This is a genomic window from Pseudoalteromonas sp. OFAV1, assembly GCF_021532595.1.
GTDB lineage: Bacteria > Pseudomonadota > Gammaproteobacteria > Enterobacterales > Alteromonadaceae > Pseudoalteromonas > Pseudoalteromonas lipolytica_C.
In genome coordinates this window covers 20,655-42,185 of the sequence record NZ_JAKGBG010000005.1, presented here as the reverse complement: position 1 = coordinate 42,185, position 21,531 = coordinate 20,655, and the positions used below count along the sequence as shown (strand labels likewise).

Here is a 21,531-nt window from a genome sequence, read left to right as displayed (position 1 = left end):
ACTGCTGCCGCGCTGATGTGTTTTTTTACTGTTTTAATTGTGCTGAGTTTTTAATGAATAAAAAAAATACCGCTGTTAAGCGGTATTTTTATTTCAATTATTTGTTGCAAGCTTACGGGCGAGGAATAAAACCTACCGCATCGTACACAGCTTTTAATGTTTTTTCAGCGCGAATACTCGCCTTTTCAGCACCTGATTTCATAATGCTATCAAGTAGTGATTGATCTTCACGGATCTCTTTAAAGCGTGCTTGAATTGGCTCAATCATATTAACAACCGCTGCTGCGGTGTCTTTTTTCAGGTGACCATACATTTTGTCTTCGTATTCAGGAACTAAGTCTTCGATTGAGCGCTTAGTTGCAACTGATAATAAAGTAAGTAGGTTAGATACACCTGGTTTTTCGTCACGATCAAAGTAAATACGTGCTTGTTCGTCTGAATCGGTTACTGCTTTTTTCAGTTTCTTTTCAATCTTCTTCGGCTCATCCAATAACATGATGTAACCGTTTGGATTTTCATCTGACTTAGACATTTTCTTCAGCGGATCTTGTAAGCTCATTACACGTGCGCCGAACTCAGGAATATACGGCTCAGGTAGTTTGAACACGTCACCGTATAGGTTGTTAAAACGTGTTGCGATATCACGTGTTAATTCAAGGTGTTGCTTTTGATCTTCACCCACTGGCACTTGATCCGCTTGGTATAACAAGATATCTGCCGCTTGCAGCACTGGGTAAGAGAATAAGCCCACATTCACGTTATTCGCATGTTTAGATGACTTATCTTTAAACTGCGTCATACGGTTAAGCTCACCCATTTGCGCGTAACAGTTTAATACCCAGCTCAGCTGTGCATGTTCTGGCACTTGAGATTGCACGAATAACGCAGCTTTCTCTGGGTCGATACCGCATGCAGCATATAGCGCAATACCGTCCAGCACGCGCGAGCGTAATTGCTCTGGATCTTGGCGAACTGTAATGGCGTGCAAATCTACTAACATAAAGAAACTTTCGTGGTCTTCCTGTAGCTTAAGCCACTGGTTAATAGCGCCAACATAGTTGCCTATTGTCATACCACCGGTTGGCTGAATGCCACTTAACACTACTGGTTTACTCATGATGTTCCTTTATATTTTTACTAAACTAAAAAGACGAATTTAAAATGCACTTACCTTTGGGTAAGAACGGGTATTATATCTAAGAAATTCTCGCAGAGGTACTCTGGATTGAAATCAGCGAGGTTTTCACCTTGGTTATAGCCATAACCGAGTGCAACAACGTCAACATTCGCAGCTTTTGCTGCCAAAATATCACTTTTTGAGTCGCCGATCATAACCGCTTTTTCATGGCTGACATCGAGTTGCTGACAAGCATATTGCAATGGTTCAGGTGATGGTTTTTTTGCCATATCATCGCCACAGACAATAAACTGAAAATGACTGGTCAATGAGAGTTTATCAAGTAGCTTTTCGGTAAAACGACGTGCCTTATTGGTGATCACCACCTTAGGAACACCAGCAAGTGCAGCAAGCCCCGTTTCAACATGTTGATAAAGCGCACTATAGTCACCCACAACCTGGTCATAGTGCTGATAAAACAAATTAATAGCACGCTCTGCAAGGGCTTCATCCAAATGCTCGCTTACTTGCATGTCACCGCTCAAAGCACGCTTAACTAAGGTTTCAATACCATTGCCGACCCAGCTTTCTACTAGCTTTTGTGTAACAACCGGAAACGCTAAATCGGTTAAAGTCAGGTTCATCGCAATGTATAAATCATAAACGCTATCGACCAAGGTGCCATCTAAATCGAAAAATGCCGCATCGTATTTCATTATTCAACCTTCGCAAGTTCGCTGCGCATCGCATCGATGACCGCTTTGTAATCTGGTTGATTAAAAATTGCAGAGCCTGATACAAACATATCAGCGCCCGCTTCTGCTATTTCGGCAATGTTATCAACACCGACACCACCATCAACTTCTAAACGAATATTGCGACCTGAAGCATCAATAATTTTACGTGCTTGGCGGAGCTTTTCGAGAGTATGTGGAATAAAACTTTGGCCACCAAAGCCAGGGTTAACCGACATTAATAGCACTACATCAACTTTATCAAGCACATGTTCAAGGTAACTTAAACTTGTTGCAGGATTAAACACTAATCCCGCTTGGCAGCCGTTATCTTTAATTAATTGCAAAGTGCGGTCTATATGCTCACTGGCTTCTGGGTGAAAACTGATAATCGACGCCCCTGCTTCAGCAAAATCAGGAATAATGCGGTCAACGGGCTTTACCATCAGATGTACATCAATTGGTGCTGTGATGCCGTAATCTCGCAGCGCTTTACAAATCATTGGTCCAAATGTGAGGTTAGGCACGTAATGGTTATCCATTACATCAAAATGTATAACGTCAGCACCACTTGCAAGAACACGATCGACATCGTCACCTAAGCGAGCAAAGTCAGCCGATAAAATTGAAGGGGCTATTAAATACTTTTGTAAGGTTTCTAACATGAGAGATCCAATAATAATTTGCTACGCTAAAGGAGCGCTTAATGTAACCTAATCGCTTACTGATTAAAACAGTACGACACAGGGTAAATACTTAGCTAAATAGTAGAAAGCCTTTAAGATCATTCGAATATAAGAACTATTAACTAGCTGACCTGCTACCTAAACCGATTAAACATGTCAAAAGAACCAAAAAACAAAACAAAAATTAAACATAAAATTAACTTTAACGCGCTAATTTTATTAATTTTTTAATCAATTCAGCATGAATTAAGTTTGTTATTTGAGCAATTATTAGGTATGCTTGTTTAAATAACACAAACAAGGGTTATTCTCATGCGTGCTTTTAAAATAGGGATCTTAATCGCGTCCGCACTTACTGTTGCTACGTTTGTATCTTTTTCATCTGCCGATGAAGACGAGTTTTTAGCAACGGCGTCTGGTTGCTCATGCAATACGCTAAACGCATCATCATCTTCTGCTCAATGTATGAAAGCAGAACAAGAAACTGGATGGTTTTCTTGGTTGACTGGTGACAGCCGTAGCGCACAATTCCATTACCTCGATTTACTTGAGCTTTTAACAAGTAGCGAAGAGTCAAAGAACGTTAGTAGTTTAAGCTCAAAATTCTAATTACATGAGCAGCTTTATTAGTGCATTACAAAGTGTCTTTGCGGCATTTTTTGGTGTGCAGTCAGAGCAAAAACGTCAAGCTGACTTCAAAGAGCATTCACCACTGGCTATCATTGTGATTGCAGTCATTTTGTTTATTATTTTTATTGCTGCTATTTATTTCGCGGTTTCTTTGGTGCTAAATACATAGCCATCAATTCATTCACTTTATTTCGTGAACCACCCTTAGGGCTTATTGTCCGCTTCACCTTAATCTCATCAAGTGATGCTTGGCTGTAGATTTTGCGAGTCCACACTGTATCGTGATTAGAAATAAGTACGGGCGTATTATTTTCGAATGCAGCCTGCTCAGCTAAATTAGCCAAGTTAGCTTGGTCATCTAAATTAAAGCCGCCTTTAGCGTAAGAAGTAAACGACGCCGTTTTACTGAGTGGTACATAGGGTGGATCACAATACACTACTGCGTTTTCAGGAATAAGCTTAAACACTTCGTCATAACCTAAGCAGGTAAAAGTTGCTTGTTGCGCTTTTTCAGCAAAGAAATTCATTTCTTTCTCTGGAAAGTATGGGCGCTTATATTTTCCAAAAGGAACATTAAAAATCCCTTTTAGGTTATAACGACATAGGCCGTTGTACCCGTGACGGTTCATGTATAAGAACAAAATTGCACGTTCATATACATCACTGCTTTGATTAAATTGAACACGGTATTCGTAGTAAGCTTCTGGGTGATTATTTAGCTCAACAAATAACTTTTTTGCATCGCTAATAAATTCATCCGGCGTGCGTTTAAGCTCTGTGTACAGGTTGATCAAATCAGCATTGATATCATTTAAAATATAATGCTTAAAGTCAGTATTGAGGAATACAGAGCCAGCGCCAACAAAAGGTTCAACTAAAGTATCAGCATCCAAACTCGCTTGTTTTAAGCGGGCATGAATATCTTCAACTAGGCTGTATTTTCCACCTGCCCATTTAAGGAAGGCTCTGGTCTTTTGCTGCATCTGCTCTTAACTTCAATTCGATATTGCGCGATTCTACACTAATCAGTTTTAATTTACTGATCCTGTGAAGCAATTTCTTGCTTAATTTTACTTATTTTTTTATAAAAAGGCTGATTTTTACGCACTTTATTCGGTAGTGTCGATAACGCATTTTTCGCGTCGTTTAAGGTGGCATAGCTACCATAAGTTACAATCCACCACACTTTGCCACCTCGCAAAGTTTGATACGTATTAACTTGCCCTTCTAATGAGTTCTCTGTAATAAACTTATCAGTGATTTCTTTTTTAGTAACAGCTAACAGCTGTATTACAAAATGCTCGTCTGGCTCTGCTAAGTACCATGCATTTGCACTCACTGTCGGCGCTTTTTCAACTGTTTCAGTATTAACGGCCTCAATATCAGCTAGAGGAGGATTTAAGTCGTCGTCAGTCAATACTGCGGCAATTTCTTCGCTACTTGGTTTGGCCTGTTGCTCTTCAGGTTTTGCACTAGCAAGACTATCAACAATTGCAGCAATATTATTTTCATGGCTTACTGCTGAAGCTTCTGACTGTTGAACTGTCACAGTATTATTATCAAGCTCTATTGACGCACTGCTCGGCTCTGATAGCGTTTCATCGCTGTTCTGTTGAGCCGCAGTAACCTTTTCTGCTGGGAGAGCCGTAGCAATAGTGGCACTCTCCTCTTGTTGATAATGTTCTTTCCACCATTGGGTCATATCTGCTTTGTACAAAAAGCCAATAATTAATAACATAGTTGTTATTAACAACAGAGTTAAATACAACGGTTTGTAGCTCTTTTCTGGAGGGCGAATATCTGCAGTTTGTTGATCTGGTTGCCATGCAAGTAATAATGCAGGATTACCATGAGCTTCTTGCAAAAAGGTTCGAAAAACAGGATCTTCTTCTACCGGAAGGCTATCGAAAAACCAACGCATCAACTGCTTACTTTCACTAAGATTAAGTGCCTCTAGGTGAATTTCAACAGCTTGTGTGAATTGCCCAACAGACTGAGATGCTATCAAAATATATAAGGTACTTGGGCTTTTCTTTGCCAGTATCTCGAGTTGATGAACCATCTCCTCAGATAAATGACGCCCGCCATCAATCACCCACAAGCAATCACCACAAGGTTGCTGCTTATACAGGTTATAAAAGTTTTCTGATAACGTTTGGGTATGATCGATAAGTGGGTTACTAAAGCTTTGTTCGAGTAGCTCTGTAAGCAGCTGTTGATCTGTCATTTTGCCAGACAATTGTACAAATGCTTTGTTAAACTCAGCGTACTTATCAGTGATGAATGTTTCTAGTAAGTAACTTTTACCTAGCCCTGAAGGGCCAAGTAAGCAAATTAAATTCTGCCCATATTCAAACTGCAGAGCGATTCGATCAACTAGCGCAGCACGGCTAGGCAATATTTGCGATTGCATTAGCGCGCTATTAAATCACAAACCTGCTGATCGGTAACATCGCTTACCAGCGCGCACTGACCAAATTGGGTAGGAAGAATAAACCGGATCGTGCCTTTCTTGTTTTTCTTATCTTTACGCATATGCGTTAAAAACTGCTCGCTAGTCATTTCAGCTGGAATATCAACAGGTAAATCGTAATGAGCAATCAATTGCACTATGCGCTCAACTTCAGCTGCAGTTAAATCACCGCGAGTTTGCGCTAAACGTGCTGCTAACACCATCCCAACAGCAACAGCTTCGCCGTGTAACCAATTACCATAGCCCATTTGCGCTTCAATAGCGTGACCAAAAGTATGACCCAGGTTTAATAACGCACGCAAACCTGCTTCTTTTTCATCTTGCGCAACAATCAAGGCTTTGATTTCACAGCAACGATAAATAACATGCTGTAATGTTTGCTCATCGAGTGATTTAAGATTAGCGATATTTTGCTCTAAATAAGCAAATAGTTCTGTGTCATAGATTAAACCGTACTTGATCACTTCAGCCATGCCTGCTGCGAACTCTCGCTCAGGTAAAGTATGTAGTGATTGGGTATCGATAAAAACGGCTTGCGGTTGGTAAAACGCACCAATCATGTTTTTGCCAAGCGGATGATTAACAGCAGTTTTACCACCAACTGATGAATCAACTTGTGATAGCAAGGTAGTAGGCACTTGAATAAAAGGCACACCGCGTTGATAACAGGCAGCAACAAAACCGGTTAAGTCGCCCACAACACCACCACCTAATGCAATAAGGCAGGTGTCACGACCACAGTTATGTTCGAGTAAGAATGCCGAAATTTTCTCAAACCACTCTAGTGACTTATATTGTTCACCATCAGGTATAGAAAAAGATAACGGGTTAAGATCAGCCAATGACGCCATTACATCATCAAGGTATAGAGGTGCAATGGTGTCGTTGGTGATAATGATAGGTCGACAATCGCCAATGTGTTCGCGTAATCGACCTGTGTCTTTAAGAGCAGATTGACCAATATAAATAGGATAACTTCGCTCGTCCAAATTAACAGTTAATTCAAGCATCGCTAGTTTCCTTTTTAATTATTGGTTTTAAAAATCTAATTTCTCAATGATTTGATTAGCAACAACTTTAGCGCTTTGCTCATCAGTGCGGACAACAAAATCAGCCACTTCTTTGTATAACGGTTCGCGTTCTTCAGCTAAGCGCTCTAATACATCACGCGGTGCTTCTTCTGTTTGCAATAATGGGCGACGCTTGTCGCGCTGCGTGCGTGCAACTTGCTTTTCGATAGGTGTCTCTAGGTATACAACAATACCGCGAGCAGAAAGCTTATTACGTACTTCTTTACTGATCACAGAGCCACCACCTGTTGCAAGTACAATACCTTGCATCTCAGTTAGGTCTGAAATAACAGTTTCTTCACGAAGTCGGAAGCCCTCTTCACCCTCAAGGTCGAACACCCAAGCAATATCTGCTCCTGTGCGTCGCTCGATCTCTTGATCTGAATCGAAAAATTCAAGGTGTAATTGGTCAGCAATGTGACGACCAATTGTGCTTTTGCCAGCCCCCATAGGGCCCACTAGAAATATATTACGTTTCTCAGCCATATCTTTTTAGTACAAACGAACTCTAAAATTTGAAATAAAACCCCGCCTAACGACCTGGCCCCAAAATTAAGGAGGGGATTATCTCAGTAATTGCTTGGGTATTTCAAGTCAATTAGCATAAAAAGCCATATAACGAGCAATTAAACATGCTAATTGCTCGTTGCTTAAGAAAAAATCACTTAATCCAATTGAATTTTTGGTGTTACAAAGATTAACAGCTCTTTCTTTTCATTAAACTCACTGGTGCTTTTGAATAAGGTTCCTAAATATGGAATGTCTCCAAGTACAGGAACTTTCTTCGTTGAGTTAACAATTTGCTGTTGGAAGATACCACCAAGAACAACTGTTTGGCCATTCTCTACTAACACTTGTGTTTGGATTTCTTGAGTATTAATCGCCACCGCGGAACCCGTTGGTGTTTGCACCGTATCACCGCGTGTATCTTGTGTGATAACTAGGTCTAAAATCACCTTATTGTCAGGCGTAATGTGTGGCGTTACTTCTAAACTTAATACCGCTTTTTTAAAGGTAACCGTTGTTGCACCACTTGATGCAGCTTCAACATAAGGAATTTCGGTACCTTGCTCAATACGTGCTTTTTGTTGGTTAGCCGTAGTGATGCGCGGACTTGCGATGATCTCACCTCGGTTTTCCTCTTCTAAAGCACTGAGCTCTAAATCTAAAATGGTGCCGTTAGCTAATTTGGCAACTTGTACACCAATACTTCCCGCAGGGCTTGAAATTGGTAAGTTTACATTTAATCGGTCAGCTAAACTTGGAATGTTATTGTAAGAGCCAGCACCAAACATGCCTCCAGCGCCTTCAAGAGTCCCAGAGATAGCACCGTCACTGCCTACATCGCTTATGCCCCAACGTACGCCTAAGTCTTCTTGCACGTTATCATTCACAGTAACCATACGTGATTCAATCACCACTTGCTTTACTGGAATATCAAGGGTTTCAACCATACGGCGAACACTATCAATACTTTTAGAAGTATCTTTAATTAATAATGTGTTAGTACGTTTATCAACCGAAACACTGCCTCGTGAAGAAATGATGCTGTTGGTATCGGTTTTTAATAAATCAGCAAACTCTTCAGCTTTAGCATAATTAAGGCGAATATATTCACTGTATAAAGGCTCTAAATCTTCGACTTGCTGTTTAGCCTTAAGCTCTTTGGCTTCACGCGCTGCCAGTTCTTCAGATGGTGCAACCATCAAAATAGAACCATCCATGCGTTTATCCAAACCTTTAATTTTAAGCACAACATCCAAAGCCTGATCCCAAGGAACACCTTCTAGACGAAGCGTAATATTGCCTGTTACAGAGTCGCTTGTTACTAAGTTAAAGTCGTTATAGCCCGCAATAATCTGTAGCACAGAGCGAATTGGAATATCTTGGAAGTTAAGGCTCATAGGACGACCTTGATATTCAATACCGCCGTCTAGGTATGCACGTTGAGTATCATCTTTTTCAACTGTTAACGTAAAGATGTTCTCTATTTGTTGGTGAGTAAATTTAAACGCAGCATTTGGCTCTACCACTATACGAGTCATTGTTCCTTCTTTGAAGGTCTCGATTTTGCTTACAACGGTACCAAAGTCAATAACGTCTAGTTCATACAGAAGCTCGTCTAAAATATCCGTATGATGGAATTCTGCAATAATTTTACCACCGCTTTCATGTACATCAATCGCAGCTTGAGTACCTTGCAAAAACACCAATAAGCGAGCTTCATCTTTTTCAGTACGACGAAAATCAATGGATTGTACAGTATTTATAAAGTTACTTGAGGCTGATAAGGGATCAGTCGATTCATCACTGGCAATTGGGTTATCTGAAACATGCAGCGTGTAAACATTGTCTTTAGCTGTTGTTTTATAAATTTTCAATTTATCCAACATAACAACAACTTTTAAACCGTCCGTTGTCATTGTGCTAGTGACTTGCTGAATACCTGCTTGGTTTATATTTACAGTCTGAACTTCTTTATCAACACCGACATCGTCAAATAACATTTCTATCCGAGCTGGTGCGTTATAAACCTGAACTTTAGGCTCAAATGTAAGGGCTTCATCAAAGACTAGCTGCAGCTGCGTTTCATCCTTCATGATTGGATTGTAACGCACATCATAAAGTACAGGTGCAGCGACTACCGACTGCGCTACCAGTAAGGTTAATGCAGCGAACATGTATTTTCGCATGTGCTTTAACCAAGCCATTCCTTTATGCATTTTATTTTTACCTTTTATATGATTAATCTGCACCATTTGTACCTGCCTCTAACATTTCTAGCTTGGTCAGGCGCTCTTTCCAGCAACCAGCCCCATCAGGGATTAATTCTAATAATTCAATGTAGTTGTCATGCACTTCTTTAATCTCACCATGATACAAACCAAGATAATTACCTACTGTGACACGATAAAGTGTATCGTCTGCCGCTTTAATCAATGCCCAGCTATTATCAGCTTGACCGATAGTCCCTTTCATTAATAAATTTTCAAGCGGGTACTTCTCTAGAGGCTGGCGAACTCGGCTAGGATCTGGATGTAAGCAGTTTTTAACTTGTACTAAGTTGTTTTGAATAATTTCAGGTCTTGGTGCAACAAATGGGCTACGCAACTTACTGGCACTGTATTCAAAATATTCAAACTTTGCGATCTGAGGAATAGGCTCTACTTTTGGTGTAGTGCTTGCCTTTACCTGATCGATAAATTCTTTTTGCTCTGATGTATCATCGTTACATGCACTCAGTGCAAAAGTCATAATAATAACTAACGGAAGCTTTCTCATCATTTCTGAGTGCCTCCCTCATAACGATAGGTTTTAGCAACAACACTAAAAGTAAGTTCACCATCATCAAGGGTTTGAATAGTAAAGTCATGCAAACTTACGATACGCGGTAATTGTGCAACTTTACCAACAAACTCACCAAACTCATGATATGAGCCCACAACTTCTATCTTAATTGGCAGCTCAGTGTAAAACTCTTTTTCTATTTCTGGTAACCAGCCAATTTTTAAAAACGTTAAACCACTTGTCGTGCCAACATAAGACAAATCGTCAAGTAAACCTGGTGTTTCATTAGAGGTGGGTAAGCGCTTTAATAGTTGCGAAAACTTATCTTCCATCTCAATCATTTGCTGGCGATATAAGTCTAGGTTACTCGCAACAGCATATTTAGCTTTGTAAGTATTTCTCAGCTCAGTCTCTTTGGCTACTGAACTGTGATAATTAGCTATTTCATCAGACACTAGCAAGCTATAACTAAAATAAAGCACGATTGCAGCAACAAAAGTACAACACATTACTTTTACAGCAATGGGCCAATCGCCCATATTTTCGAGCTCTATTTCGTTCCAATCTATTTCAGTTAACGATTTGATATCAAGGTTCATTGCGTACCTCACCTATTTTATCAAATGGTTTAACATAAAAATCCATATTAAAGTCACTTAGTAACCTCGACGTTTGCTCACCAGCCACAATACCTTGCATAACAGGTCGCTCTAGAAGATAAGAGCCCTGAACTTGGCGCAACATAGTCGATAGTCGATTATTAGATTCACTACGTCCCGATACATGTATGCGGTCATCACGACGTTCTAGCTTAGTTAAATAAACACCTGAAGGCACAATCTTCGCAACCTCATCCATAATTTGTGTACCAAGATTTCGATTGCTTTGTAACTCCTCAATTAAGCGCATTCGCTGCTGTAGGTTTTCTTTCTTTTTATCCAATTCGTTGATTTCACGAATGCGTTGATCAAGTAGTGCAATTTCGTTGCTTAAAAAGTTATTTTTTACATTTTGTCCTTCACGCAATCCTGAATAGAAAGAACTCAACATATACATACTTAAAAAACTCACTACAACAACAGCGAACAGCAAAGTAACAAATTTATTTTGCGATTCTTTTCGTTTTTGTTCGCGCCAAGGCAGTAGATTTATATGTGGCATGATGAAAAGCTCCTCAACGCCAATCCTGTGGCTATCGCGAACTGTGTTCTATGACGCTGTAAAATATTACGGTCTACCTTTGGAGCAATTTCTATATTTGCAAAGGGTTCAGCAACCACTGTATGTATCCCTAACTCTTCAATTAACAATCGGTCTAAGCCTTCAATCATGGCTGTGCCACCGGTTAAAACAATATAATCGACTTGATCTTTACCGCTCGTCGTTAAGAACATTTGTACGGCACGTCTTACTTGTTGTAGCAGCGAAGTCTGAAAAGGTGCAAGTACTTCAAACGTATAATTAGGAGGTAAGTCGCCTGTGGTTTTACCTATTTCTGCTTCATCGAAGCTTTTGTTGTAATAAGCGACAATACTGTTTGTGTATTGGTCGCCACCAAAAACCTGATCCCGAGTGTAAATAGTCTCACCGGCTTGAACCACACTCACAAGCATTAGCACTGCACCAATATCTACAATTGCCACACACTTATCATAGGCATCGCTAGGCAATTGTTGGTAGTACACATCTAACGAACGGCTCAACGCGTAGCTTTCAACATCAACTACTTTAGCAGTTAGATTTGCAGCTTCTAATACACCAATGCGAGCCTCAACACTTTCTGTGCGTGCTGCAGATAAAAGTACATTAACTTTACTCGGATCGGCTTCATTAATGGCGAGCTTTTCAAAGTCTATGTTCACTTCGTCGAGTGGGTATGGAATTAAGCTGTCTGCTTCAATGGCTATTTGCGATTCTAATTCAGCATCAGTTAATGATACATCCATGAAAATAACCTTTGTGATCACAGTTTGCCCAGACACTGCAACGGCGGCACTTTGGACTGTTTTAGGCAATTTTCGTTTTAATTTAGCAACAACGTTGCCGATAGCTTCAATGTCTTGAATTGAGCGTTCAGACATAGCCCCTTTTGGCATAGGTTCAATAGCTAATGCCTCAAGCCGCAAACCTGCGTCTGTCTCTTGCAACAACACTGCTTTAATGCAGTGAGATCCGATGTCGATCCCTACCATCATAGATGAAGGCTTTTTTAATAGCTGACTTAGCATGATTGCAACTTTGCCTTTGTTTTAATAATAAACAAGTTATAATTTTTATCTGAAAAAATATTATTCATTTTTTAATCAATATATACTAGCAGTCTCCGATTCTAATTGGGAGTCCATTTAGGGAAAATATAAGTGATTTTATTAAAACGAACTTTACAATTTTTTATCATTTGCTCATTCTTAGGGCTAATCACTTTAGTTGGTCTATACTATTACGTTAAACCTGACATTCCTAGCGTACAGGTTTTAAAAGACGTTCAATTACAGACACCTATGCAAGTTTTTTCACGCGATGGTTTATTGATTAATCAATTTGGTGAAAAACGCCGCATTCCCGTCACAATAGATCAAATCCCCCAACCGTTAATCGATGCGATTTTAGCGACCGAAGACAATCGTTTTTACGAACACATTGGTATAGACCCAATTGGTATCGTTCGGTCAGCCATTGTACTCATATCTACAGGTGAAAAGAAACAAGGCGCAAGTACCATAACTATGCAGCTTGCCCGTAACTTTTTCTTAACCCGAGAAAAGGCTTATATCCGTAAAGTCAAAGAGATATTCATCGCATTGCATATTGAAAGTATATTAACTAAAGATGAAATACTCGAATTATATTTAAATAAAATTGAATTGGGGAATCGTGCTTTTGGTATTGGTGCAGCAGCCCAAGTTTATTATGGCAAAGAATTAAATGAACTTACGTTAGCCCAAATGGCAATGATTGCTGGTTTACCTAAAGCTCCTTCTGCACTAAACCCAATTCGTAACCCTGTGAGAGCCAAGGCACGTCGTAATGTTGTACTTGGTCGTATGCTAACTGAAAAATATATTAGTCAGTCAGAGTATCAAGACGCCGTTAACGCGCCTATTACGGCAAAATTCCACGGTGCTGAAATTGAAGTATATGCGCCTTATATTTCTGAGATGGTTCGCGCCGAAATGGTTGAGCGTTATGGCCATGAACGAGCTTATAATACAGGCTTCAAGGTTTACACCAGTGTAGATTCAAATATCCAACAGGCGGCACAAGATGCGCTTGTAAACAACTTACATGCCTACGATATGCGCCATGGCTATAGAGGAGCAACCGCTCATTTATGGGATAGTGAAACCGACACGCCATTAACTCGAGACGCGATTTTAAACAAACTTAAAGATGTAAAAGAGTTTGGCCCTTTATTAGCTGGTGTTGTCACTCAAGTAGCTGAGCAATCAATCTCTGTTTTATTAAAAAGTGGCGAACAAGTTAATGTTGAATGGGATGGTTTAAAGTGGGCTCGTAAATATATTACGCGCTACCGCCAAAGTTTTGCACCAGAAACAGCTGGCGACATTCTCACAGCAGGCGCTCAAATTTGGTTACGTAAAAATCCAGACAATAGCTATATATTAAGCCAAATACCTGAAGCATCGAGTGCATTAGTTTCGCTTGATCCGCAAGATGGTCGAATTAAAGCCATTGTAGGTGGTTACAGCTTTGAACAAAGCCAATACAACCGTGCAGTGCAAGCAAAACGCCAAGTGGGTTCAAACATTAAACCATTCATTTATTCAGCAGCTCTTGAGAATGGTTATACACTCGCTTCTATTTTGAATGATGCACCTATTAATCAGTGGGATAAAAGCCAAGGCGTTGCATGGCGACCTAAAAACAGCCCAGCTGTTTATAATGGCCCAATTCGTATTCGCAGAGCACTGGCACAATCAAAAAACGTAATTTCTGTTCGTTTACTGCGTGGTGTTGGCCTAGAGCGCACTGCAGATCACTTGCTTAAGTTTGGGTTTTTAAATAGTGATATTAATCGCAGTGAGTCGTTAGCCCTTGGTAGTGCCTCGATTACCCCGCTTGAACTTGCACGCGGTATGAGCGCTTTTGCAAACGGTGGCCACCTAATTAAGCCTTATTTTATTACTGAAATCCAAGATTCAGCAGGCAATACATTATTTAAGGCTAATCCTCAATTGGCTTGTGATAGCCCAAAACCGGCTGCCACTGTTGAGCTTGCAGCGCGCGATTCGAGCCAACTTAGCATCACTGAAACAGAGCAAACACCAGTCCAGCGTTGTGCCCCGCGTATTATTTCAAAGCAAAATGCATTCTTAATCTCGCAAGCTATGCACAGTGCCATTTGGGGCGGCGGTAGTTGGAGTCATAAAACAGGTTGGAGTGGAACCGGTTGGCGTGCTCAAGCTTTAGACCGACGCGACCTAGCTGGTAAAACAGGTACCACTAATGATTCTGTTGATACTTGGTTCAGTGGTTTTAATCGCAATGTACTAACCTCCGTATGGGTAGGTTTTGACAATCCTGGCATTACACTTGGCCGTAGTGCTAGAAATAAAAACTTAGATAATTCACAAATTTCTGGGGCTGAGTCAGGTGCAAAAACCGCACAACCAGCGTGGGTCGACTTTATGCGCGCAGCGCTTGACGGTATGCCAGAAGCTCCTATCGAACTTCCTGAAGGCTTAGTCTCGGTTCGTATTGATTTAGCAACGGGCTTATTGAGCCACAAAAATGACTATACCAGCCGCTTCGAATACTTTATTAAAGGCACTGCACCTACAAAGTATGTTACAGAAGAGCCAACAGATGTATTTGAAGAAAAACTGAGTACAGAAGAAGAACTGTTCTAATTACTATATTAATTTTAGACAATAAAAAAGCGCCCATGGGGCGCTTTTTGCTTAGCCATAAAAACTAAGATCAGCAAAATTATTTTAAGTTATTCACCAGCCAATACAGATCTGAATGAACTCCTGCCGCGGTAACTTCTTTACCCGCTCCTGGCCCTTGGATCACTAATGCATTGTCTGTATACCACTGTGAATTAATCACAAAGATGTTATCGCCCGGTTTAAGACTTGCTAGCACATCATCTTTGCTAACATAGACTAAACCTACCTGTGCCTGAACCTTGCCATCAACAAGTGTGATAGCACCTGTGTAGCGCACTACTTTATCTTCTGCCGCAGCTTTGGCTGCTTTTTCTGTCATGAATTCATCGAGCAGCTGTTTGTTTGCAAGAAAATCTTGCCAGCTACCTGCAGCAAGCTGTTCAGGCATAAGTGGTGTCAAAGCAATATCATCTAGCTCTAAATCAAGGCCTAGATCACGCGCTAAAATCAGTAGTTTACGCTGCATATCGCGGCCAGATAAATCTTCACGAGGATCAGGCTCTGTGTAACCCATTTGCTGTGCTTGTAGCACTAAATCAGAAAACGGCACCTTGCCATCATAACTGCTACATAACCACGATAAAGTACCCGAGAATACCCCTTCAATACGGTTAATGCTGTCACCACTATTTTGTAAATCAGCCAAAGCAAAGTTAATCGGTAAACCTGCGCCAACACTGGTGTTATAACGCCATAACAGATTTCGCTCAGCTAATTGACTACGCAGTGCTTGATACCAATCGTTTGCAGCGGTACCCGCATATTTATTTGCACTGATCAGATGACAGTTAAGCTCTACAAAATCAGGATACAACTGACTAAAAGCCTCACTCGCAGTGATATCAATTATCACTTTATGCTCATAATCAAGCTCATTGATACGCGCTAATAATTCAGCTTTGTCGTAGCTTTGCGCTTCATTGTGCCACTGCTCCTGCCATGTTTCAGTATTTAAACCACTGGCACTAAATAGCATTTGCTTAGAGCGAAGAAGAGCAACCACCTTTACTTTATAATGGGCAGATAAACGAGCAAACTGAGCTTGAAGTTGCGATAAGAACACTTCACCCACATTACCAAGGCCAGCAACTATAATGGCCAGCTCTTGGCCTTTGTTTACCAACTTGTCATGTAGAAGAGTTAAAACATCACTATCAATTGCTTGATCATTTAAGATCAACACATAGTTATCGTCTTGCTGTACAAAACGAGGATGAATGCTTTGCTCTTTTAAAAGCGCTGTTGCTTGCTCTGCAAGAGCGCCGATATCAGCAGTCGGTGCAACTACCGCACAACCGCTTAAATTAGACTCTACAATATTGGCGCGACCCGCTAAATGGCTGACAATCTGATGAGTACTTTGACCAGGCACTAACAAGTAAGTATCACCTTCTTTAACAAAGTGATGCAAGCTGTGTTGAATTAACTGGCTTAGCTCACCTACTTCACCACTACTTAGTTTATCAACGCGTAATAAATCGATGTTATCTAAGGTAGTAATAAAACGTTTTGCTTTGCTATAGCCTTCTTTTACCACTTCGGTTGGCGTGGCATCGCAATCAAAACTACTTCTAACTACGAGTTTGATTTCTGAGTCTTTTAACGGCGATAACGTCTTTGCATGCAGTACTGGGTTGCCTAAGCGCGCTAATAAGTTTGCTTGCTCACGACATACCTTGGCGTATTTAACCGCATTTTTAACCTTACGAGGGTCAGTGCTAAATACCCCTTGTGTGTCTGTCCAAATAGACACTTGTTTAGCAAAAGTATAACTGGCCAGTAATGTGGCGCTGTAATCACTGCCATTACGGCCTAAAGTAACCGTATTACCTTGGCAATCTGCGGCAATGAAGCCCGTTACTACGTTGATATGTGATTTGCTAATCGTATCACTGCATTGCTGCTGGTTTTTTTGATGTAAAAGCTGGCCATCATTTAAAGTAAATAGCTGCCTTGCATCAACATCTTGTGCAGCAATACCCAACTGATTTAAGTAAGCCGCCAACAAGCGCGCCGACCACACTTCACCATGTGCAAGTAAAGGTGCTTCAAGTAACTGTTGCTGACTAATTAATTCGTTTAATACAGCAAGTTCATCTTTTAACTGTGCCAACGCCTGTTGTTTATTTTGGCCTGTAAGTAACTGCTCAATAAGCGCACGTTGATTATTATCAATAAGCAGTAGAATATCACTAACAGCTTGACTATCTTGCTGATGGTAACTTTGCCAAAGCTTTACTAAAGTATCGGTTGTTTTACCCGATGCCGACACAACAACGCAATCGCCCTGCTCCGTATTCGCTAAAACAATGTTAGCCACCGCATGATAGCGTTCTGCCGAGCTTAAGCTTGAGCCACCAAATTTATGAACAATATTTACCATTTTTCTACCACAATGCCGTATGTGCTGGCGTTAACTTAAATGACGCGTTTTGTTGTGTATTTTGCTGTGTTTGCTTAACTTCAGCTTTTGTAACTTGCTGGCCTTGACCTGGTTTTACTAAATTAAAAACACGGTCTAAATCGGCAATAAGGTCTTTTACGTCTTCAATGCCTACAGAAATACGAATAAGGGTATCACCGACACCAGCTTCAAGACGGGCTTTAGGCTCCATACCTGCGTGTGTCATCGTTGCAGGGTGACAAATCAAGCTTTCTACCCCACCTAGTGACTCAGCAAGGCTAAAATCTTTAAGGCTGGTTAAAAACGCTGCTGCATCGTTAATGTCGCCTTTAATATCAAAGCTCACCATACCACCAAAACCGCGTTGCTGTGCTTTAGCAAGCTCATGCTGTGGGTGTGATGCAAGGCCTGGGTAATAAACTTGGCTTACATAAGGTGAGTTTTCTAAATACTCAGCAATTGCAAAGGCATTTTCTTGGTGCTGCTTCAAACGTACATTTAAAGTACGTAAACCACGAAGTGTTAAGTAGCTATCAAATGGTGCACCAGTAATACCAATGTTATTCGCCCACCAAGCAAGCTTATCGCCTAGCTCTTGCGTTGCAGCAATCACTGCACCGCCCACTACATCAGAGTGACCATTAATATATTTAGTGGTTGAGTGCACAACAATATCAACACCAAACTCAATGGGGTTTTGTAATGCAGGTGATAAGAAGGTGTTATCAGCCGCAACCAAAGCACCACACTGCTTAGCAATACTAGTAATTGCTTTAATATCTGTTAAACGCAAGATTGGGTTACTTGGCGTTTCAATCCAAATCAACTTAGGTTTAATCGCTAAAATTTCTTGGAGATTTTCAGTTTTAGTTAAATCCAAAACTTTTAGTTTTAACAGGCCACGTTTTTCAAGCGAGGTGAATAAACGGTAACTACCGCCATAACAGTCATGTGGGATCACTAACGTATCGTCACTGTTTAACAGCTGAGTTGCTAAATGCACTGCAGACATACCTGTTGCAGTAATAATGCCTCTTGCACCCCCTTCAAGCTCAGCTAAAGTTTCAGCTAAGATATCGCGATTCGGATTACCACTGCGGCCATAGTCATACTGGCGTTTAGTATCAAAGTCAGCAAATGAATAGGTGGTTGATAAGTATAGAGGTGGCACAACCGCACCATGATGCTTATCGGCTTCGATGCCGTGACGAACCGCTATCGTCGCTTTATTTTTTTCACTCATTTCATCACCTATTCATAAATTGGATGTTTAGACGTCTAAAAGGTTAGATGATCGACTATGAGAAGTCAAAGTATTTATAGCTCACAATAGAAGTTTATACATTTACACTACTAGATGGCTAAATAACTAGTATTTGACTATCTTTTTTAAAGAGATAGAATTTCCGCATCTTGCGCGATGAGAAATACTAATTACCTTTACGAAGTGTTCTATTTTGAATTGGTATCTCGCGTAAATAACTGACAACCGAGGCAACGAAATAACTTATGGCTAAATGGAACGGTGAATACATTCACCCATATGCAGAACACGGTAAAAAATCAGAACAAGTAAAAAAGATTACCGTATCGATCCCACTTAATGTATTAAAAGTATTAACTGATGAGCGTACACGTCGTCAGATCAATAACTTACGTCATGCGACGAATAGTGAGTTATTGTGTGAAGCTTTCCTACATGCTTTTACAGGCCAACCATTACCAAATGACGATGACCTTCGTAAAGACAACCCTGAAAAGGTGCCAGAAGAAGTTAAAAAGATTATGCAAGAAATGGGGTTAGATATCCCTGTTCTTGATTCAGAGTAAGTATTTCGGCCATCGGATCACCGCCGATAGCCACAGGCATAAAAAAACTCAGCTTAGGCTGAGTTTTTTTATTAGCGTTAATTAAGTTTAACGCATGTAATCTTCTGGCATCTCAATTTGCGCAACCCCTGACTCTACTGCCGCCTCAGCAACAGCACGAGCAATACGTGGTAATAAACGCGGGTCCATTGGCTTAGGAATGATGTACTCGGCACCAAACTCTAGTGACTCAACGCCAGCCGCTTTTAATACTTCGCTTGGTACAGGCTCTTTTGCAATGCTTCGAATAGCATGCACAGCTGCAATTTTCATTTCATCATTAATAGCCGTTGCTCGCACATCTAGCGCACCACGGAAAATAAACGGGAAACAAAGCACGTTATTCACTTGGTTAGGGAAGTCTGAACGACCCGTTGCCATAATTAAATCGTTACGTGCACTGTGTGCAACTTCCGGAGCAATCTCAGGATCTGGGTTTGAACACGCAAACACCACTGGCTTATCTGCCATCAGTTTAAGATCATCGGCAGTTAATAGATTAGGACCAGATACACCTACAAACACATCAGCATCAGCAATAACGTCTTGTAATGTACGCTTATCAGTATTGTTAGCAAATAATTGCTTATACTCATTTAAGTCATCACGACGAGTGTGGATCACACCTTTACGGTCAAGCATATAGATGTGCTCACGCAGTGCGCCACATTTTATTAATAGCTCCATACAAGCAACTGCAGCTGCACCGGCACCTAAACATACGATAATTGCATCTTCGATGTCTTTACCTTGTACTTCAAGGGCATTAAGCATACCAGCAGCGGTAACAATAGCAGTGCCATGTTGGTCATCGTGGAAAACTGGAATATCGCAACGCTCGATAAGCGCTTTTTCGATTTCAAAACACTCTGGCGCTTTAATATCTTCTAGATTGATACCACCAAACGTATCAGCGATGTTAGCAACCGTATTAATGAAGTCTTCTGTTGTGCGATGTTTTACTTCAATATCAATTGAATCAAGGCCAGCAAAACGTTTGAATAGTAACGCTTTACCTTCCATTACAGGTTTTGATGCAAGCGGGCCCAAGTTACCTAATCCTAGAATTGCGGTACCGTTTGAAATAACCGCAACCATGTTACCTTTACCTGTGTACTTATAGGCATTTGCTGGATCAGCAGCAATTTCGCGGACCGGTTCAGCCACACCTGGGCTATAAGCTAAAGCGAGATCGTTAACCGTTTCGGCTGGCTTAGTTAGTTCAACACTAATTTTACCTGGAACGGGGTGAGCGTGGTAATGTAATGCTTTTTCACGAAAATCTGACATAACGCGATAGTATCCTGCAAAAAGTTAAAAAGTGAGAGAGCTTGCATCTGTACGATACCTGTAATGTATAAAAATTCCAAGTATTATCAGGTCTATCCTGTTATAAGCTATATCGCTTAATTTTAAAGGATTTCCCAACAATTTCTGTGCATAGTTGCGATTAATCAAACATAAAAATCAACCTATTTATGGCCTTTTAAGCGCGTGATTTTGTATTTTATATGCACGAACACTGCAAATAGCCGAAATTAGCCTAAAACAGCCATTTCAACGAAGTTCACAGCATTTACTCACGAAATTATTTAAATTTATTATTTTTAATAACTTTTAGATACCAATACGCTTAATTAAGTAGTCTATTTTGAGGCAATGAAACCTTGTTGATAGCAAGGCAAAAATTTCGTTATTTAGTTGTGTTCTAAATCAGAAATTTTTAACGCAGGTAGCGACAGGTTTAATCCCTCAAAATGATTAAGTATTATTGCGGATTGGTATACTCATTTATACAAAAAAGAATATAGCCAAGGGGTGGCACTTTGTCTCTACAATTAACGACATAATGGGCATAACAGCCAGAAATAGTTATGCAAAGGAAATGAGTGAAGATGATAAGTAAGTGTCAGCGTTAATAACGAATTTTGTGAATTTTAGCCATAAAAAAAGCACCCTAAGGTGCTTCTTTTAACTAAACAGCAGAAATTACTTCTTGCTGCTAAGTGCACCGAAGCGCTTGTTGAAACGATCAACACGGCCGCCAGTGTCTAAAATCTTTTGCTTACCAGTGTAAAACGGGTGACACTCAGAACATACGTCTAAGTGGATGTCTTTACAAAGAGTTGAGCTAGTTTCGAATTTGTTACCACATGAACAAGTTGCAGTGATAGCTTCGTACTTAGGGTGAATACCTTCTTTCATAGGGAACCTCTAGTTAAGGCCGTATCGCTCTCCAAACCCGAAGTCTGGCACCATACGCAGTTAATACAATTAATAGGCCGCGTATTTTATAGCTCAAGTGACCTTGCGACAAGCTTTAAATACATATTTCGCTAAAAAAATA

Annotated in this window: 20 protein-coding genes; 4 read left to right on the top strand and 16 right to left on the bottom strand. The window is 40.5% G+C overall.

Features of this window, described 5'->3' with window-relative positions; translation table 11 throughout:
- Nucleotides 1-112: 112 nt before the first annotated feature.
- The 3 genes from trpS to rpe are packed head-to-tail and all read right to left on the bottom strand — an operon-like array spanning nucleotide 113 to nucleotide 2,516.
- Complete coding sequence (trpS, locus tag L1267_RS04370) at nucleotides 113-1,117, bottom strand: tryptophan--tRNA ligase (RefSeq protein ID WP_063699907.1); 1,005 nt, start codon at nucleotides 1,115-1,117, stop codon at nucleotides 113-115.
- 50 nt (nucleotides 1,118-1,167) lie between these two features.
- A complete protein-coding gene (locus L1267_RS04365; protein ID WP_235382199.1) occupies nucleotides 1,168-1,833 on the bottom strand; it encodes a phosphoglycolate phosphatase in 666 nt (221 codons plus the stop codon).
- Complete coding sequence (rpe, locus tag L1267_RS04360; RefSeq protein ID WP_135922737.1) at nucleotides 1,833-2,516, bottom strand: ribulose-phosphate 3-epimerase; 684 nt, start codon at nucleotides 2,514-2,516, stop codon at nucleotides 1,833-1,835. Before rpe ends, L1267_RS04365 begins: the two co-directional genes overlap by 1 nt.
- A gap of 333 nt (nucleotides 2,517-2,849) precedes the next feature.
- Between rpe and L1267_RS04355 the strand changes: the two genes are divergently transcribed.
- Both L1267_RS04355 and L1267_RS04350 read left to right on the top strand, forming a co-directional pair.
- Nucleotides 2,850-3,146, top strand: a complete 297-nt coding sequence (locus L1267_RS04355) for a hypothetical protein (protein WP_135922738.1) — start codon at nucleotides 2,850-2,852, stop codon at nucleotides 3,144-3,146.
- Between the two features lie 4 nt (nucleotides 3,147-3,150).
- A complete protein-coding gene (locus L1267_RS04350) occupies nucleotides 3,151-3,336 on the top strand; it encodes a DUF2970 domain-containing protein (RefSeq protein ID WP_135922739.1) in 186 nt (61 codons plus the stop codon).
- Here the strand turns inward: L1267_RS04350 and L1267_RS04345 are convergent.
- The 9 genes from L1267_RS04345 to L1267_RS04305 all read right to left on the bottom strand — a co-directional run bounded on the left by L1267_RS04345 (nucleotide 3,299) and on the right by L1267_RS04305 (nucleotide 12,226).
- Nucleotides 3,299-4,150: a Dam family site-specific DNA-(adenine-N6)-methyltransferase gene (locus tag L1267_RS04345; protein ID WP_138557075.1), complete on the bottom strand. Its 852-nt coding sequence runs from the start codon at nucleotides 4,148-4,150 to the stop codon at nucleotides 3,299-3,301. The two genes, L1267_RS04350 and L1267_RS04345, sit on opposite strands and share 38 nt — an antisense overlap.
- A gap of 53 nt (nucleotides 4,151-4,203) precedes the next feature.
- The gene (locus L1267_RS04340) at nucleotides 4,204-5,580 is read right to left on the bottom strand and encodes an AAA family ATPase (RefSeq protein ID WP_235382198.1); all 1,377 of its coding nucleotides are present in this window, start codon (nucleotides 5,578-5,580) and stop codon (nucleotides 4,204-4,206) included.
- The gene (aroB, locus tag L1267_RS04335) at nucleotides 5,580-6,650 is read right to left on the bottom strand and encodes a 3-dehydroquinate synthase (protein WP_235382197.1); all 1,071 of its coding nucleotides are present in this window, start codon (nucleotides 6,648-6,650) and stop codon (nucleotides 5,580-5,582) included. Before aroB ends, L1267_RS04340 begins: the two co-directional genes overlap by 1 nt.
- Nucleotides 6,651-6,677: 27 nt before the next feature.
- The gene (aroK, locus tag L1267_RS04330; protein ID WP_036973192.1) at nucleotides 6,678-7,196 is read right to left on the bottom strand and encodes a shikimate kinase AroK; all 519 of its coding nucleotides are present in this window, start codon (nucleotides 7,194-7,196) and stop codon (nucleotides 6,678-6,680) included.
- A gap of 179 nt (nucleotides 7,197-7,375) precedes the next feature.
- On the bottom strand, nucleotides 7,376-9,403 hold the full coding sequence (locus tag L1267_RS04325; protein WP_442960550.1) for a type IV pilus secretin PilQ: 2,028 nt from the start codon (nucleotides 9,401-9,403) through the stop codon (nucleotides 7,376-7,378).
- A gap of 52 nt (nucleotides 9,404-9,455) precedes the next feature.
- Nucleotides 9,456-9,992, bottom strand: coding sequence for a pilus assembly protein PilP (locus L1267_RS04320; protein WP_135926194.1), 537 nt, complete (start codon nucleotides 9,990-9,992; stop codon nucleotides 9,456-9,458).
- Complete coding sequence (locus L1267_RS04315) at nucleotides 9,992-10,597, bottom strand: type 4a pilus biogenesis protein PilO (protein WP_135922744.1); 606 nt, start codon at nucleotides 10,595-10,597, stop codon at nucleotides 9,992-9,994. The genes L1267_RS04320 and L1267_RS04315 overlap by 1 nt, the downstream gene beginning before the upstream one ends.
- Nucleotides 10,587-11,159, bottom strand: a complete 573-nt coding sequence (locus L1267_RS04310; RefSeq protein WP_135922745.1) for a PilN domain-containing protein — start codon at nucleotides 11,157-11,159, stop codon at nucleotides 10,587-10,589. Before L1267_RS04310 ends, L1267_RS04315 begins: the two co-directional genes overlap by 11 nt.
- Nucleotides 11,147-12,226 carry a pilus assembly protein PilM gene (locus L1267_RS04305; protein WP_135922746.1) on the bottom strand — a complete coding sequence of 360 codons (1,080 nt, stop codon included), beginning with the start codon at nucleotides 12,224-12,226 and terminating at the stop codon, nucleotides 11,147-11,149. Before L1267_RS04305 ends, L1267_RS04310 begins: the two co-directional genes overlap by 13 nt.
- Before the next feature lie 132 nt (nucleotides 12,227-12,358).
- Between L1267_RS04305 and L1267_RS04300 the strand changes: the two genes are divergently transcribed.
- Nucleotides 12,359-14,869, top strand: a complete 2,511-nt coding sequence (locus tag L1267_RS04300) for a penicillin-binding protein 1A (protein ID WP_138557077.1) — start codon at nucleotides 12,359-12,361, stop codon at nucleotides 14,867-14,869.
- A gap of 79 nt (nucleotides 14,870-14,948) precedes the next feature.
- On the opposite strand, the gene metL is transcribed toward L1267_RS04300, so the two are convergent.
- Nucleotides 14,949-17,294, bottom strand: a complete 2,346-nt coding sequence (metL, locus tag L1267_RS04295) for a bifunctional aspartate kinase/homoserine dehydrogenase II (protein WP_235382195.1) — start codon at nucleotides 17,292-17,294, stop codon at nucleotides 14,949-14,951.
- Nucleotides 17,295-17,298: 4 nt separating this feature from the next.
- Nucleotides 17,299-18,558 (bottom strand): cystathionine gamma-synthase, encoded by a 1,260-nt coding sequence (gene metB / locus L1267_RS04290; RefSeq protein ID WP_235382194.1) that lies wholly within the window; start codon nucleotides 18,556-18,558, stop codon nucleotides 17,299-17,301.
- A 266-nt stretch (nucleotides 18,559-18,824) separates the two neighbouring features.
- On the opposite strand from metB, the gene metJ reads away from it, so the two are divergent.
- Nucleotides 18,825-19,145, top strand: a complete 321-nt coding sequence (gene metJ, locus L1267_RS04285; RefSeq protein WP_054563330.1) for a met regulon transcriptional regulator MetJ — start codon at nucleotides 18,825-18,827, stop codon at nucleotides 19,143-19,145.
- An 87-nt stretch (nucleotides 19,146-19,232) separates the two neighbouring features.
- Here metJ and L1267_RS04280 read toward each other — a convergent pair whose 3' ends face one another.
- Complete coding sequence (locus tag L1267_RS04280; protein ID WP_135922750.1) at nucleotides 19,233-20,474, bottom strand: malic enzyme-like NAD(P)-binding protein; 1,242 nt, start codon at nucleotides 20,472-20,474, stop codon at nucleotides 19,233-19,235.
- A 699-nt stretch (nucleotides 20,475-21,173) separates the two neighbouring features.
- Entirely contained in the window at nucleotides 21,174-21,389 is a 216-nt protein-coding gene (gene rpmE / locus L1267_RS04275) for a 50S ribosomal protein L31 (protein ID WP_036973208.1), read from the bottom strand.
- Between the last annotated feature and the right edge of the window lie 142 nt (nucleotides 21,390-21,531).

Excerpts from the sequence above, each read along its gene's own strand:
- trpS (WP_063699907.1), bottom strand. The coding sequence starts at position 1,117 with ATGAGTAAACCAGTAGTGTTAAGTGGCATTCAGCCAACCGGTGGTATG.
- L1267_RS04365 (WP_235382199.1), bottom strand. The coding sequence starts at position 1,833 with ATGAAATACGATGCGGCATTTTTCGATTTAGATGGCACCTTGGTCGAT.
- rpe (WP_135922737.1), bottom strand. The coding sequence starts at position 2,516 with ATGTTAGAAACCTTACAAAAGTATTTAATAGCCCCTTCAATTTTATCG.
- L1267_RS04355 (WP_135922738.1), top strand. The coding sequence starts at position 2,850 with ATGCGTGCTTTTAAAATAGGGATCTTAATCGCGTCCGCACTTACTGTT.
- L1267_RS04350 (WP_135922739.1), top strand. The coding sequence starts at position 3,151 with ATGAGCAGCTTTATTAGTGCATTACAAAGTGTCTTTGCGGCATTTTTT.
- L1267_RS04345 (WP_138557075.1), bottom strand. The coding sequence starts at position 4,150 with ATGCAGCAAAAGACCAGAGCCTTCCTTAAATGGGCAGGTGGAAAATAC.
- L1267_RS04340 (WP_235382198.1), bottom strand. The coding sequence starts at position 5,580 with ATGCAATCGCAAATATTGCCTAGCCGTGCTGCGCTAGTTGATCGAATC.
- aroB (WP_235382197.1), bottom strand. The coding sequence starts at position 6,650 with ATGCTTGAATTAACTGTTAATTTGGACGAGCGAAGTTATCCTATTTAT.
- aroK (WP_036973192.1), bottom strand. The coding sequence starts at position 7,196 with ATGGCTGAGAAACGTAATATATTTCTAGTGGGCCCTATGGGGGCTGGC.
- L1267_RS04325 (WP_442960550.1), bottom strand. The coding sequence starts at position 9,403 with ATGCGAAAATACATGTTCGCTGCATTAACCTTACTGGTAGCGCAGTCG.
- L1267_RS04320 (WP_135926194.1), bottom strand. The coding sequence starts at position 9,992 with ATGAGAAAGCTTCCGTTAGTTATTATTATGACTTTTGCACTGAGTGCA.
- L1267_RS04315 (WP_135922744.1), bottom strand. The coding sequence starts at position 10,597 with ATGAACCTTGATATCAAATCGTTAACTGAAATAGATTGGAACGAAATA.
- L1267_RS04310 (WP_135922745.1), bottom strand. The coding sequence starts at position 11,159 with ATGCCACATATAAATCTACTGCCTTGGCGCGAACAAAAACGAAAAGAA.
- L1267_RS04305 (WP_135922746.1), bottom strand. The coding sequence starts at position 12,226 with ATGCTAAGTCAGCTATTAAAAAAGCCTTCATCTATGATGGTAGGGATC.
- metL (WP_235382195.1), bottom strand. The coding sequence starts at position 17,294 with ATGGTAAATATTGTTCATAAATTTGGTGGCTCAAGCTTAAGCTCGGCA.
- metB (WP_235382194.1), bottom strand. The coding sequence starts at position 18,558 with ATGAGTGAAAAAAATAAAGCGACGATAGCGGTTCGTCACGGCATCGAA.
- metJ (WP_054563330.1), top strand. The coding sequence starts at position 18,825 with ATGGCTAAATGGAACGGTGAATACATTCACCCATATGCAGAACACGGT.
- L1267_RS04280 (WP_135922750.1), bottom strand. The coding sequence starts at position 20,474 with ATGTCAGATTTTCGTGAAAAAGCATTACATTACCACGCTCACCCCGTT.
- rpmE (WP_036973208.1), bottom strand. The coding sequence starts at position 21,389 with ATGAAAGAAGGTATTCACCCTAAGTACGAAGCTATCACTGCAACTTGT.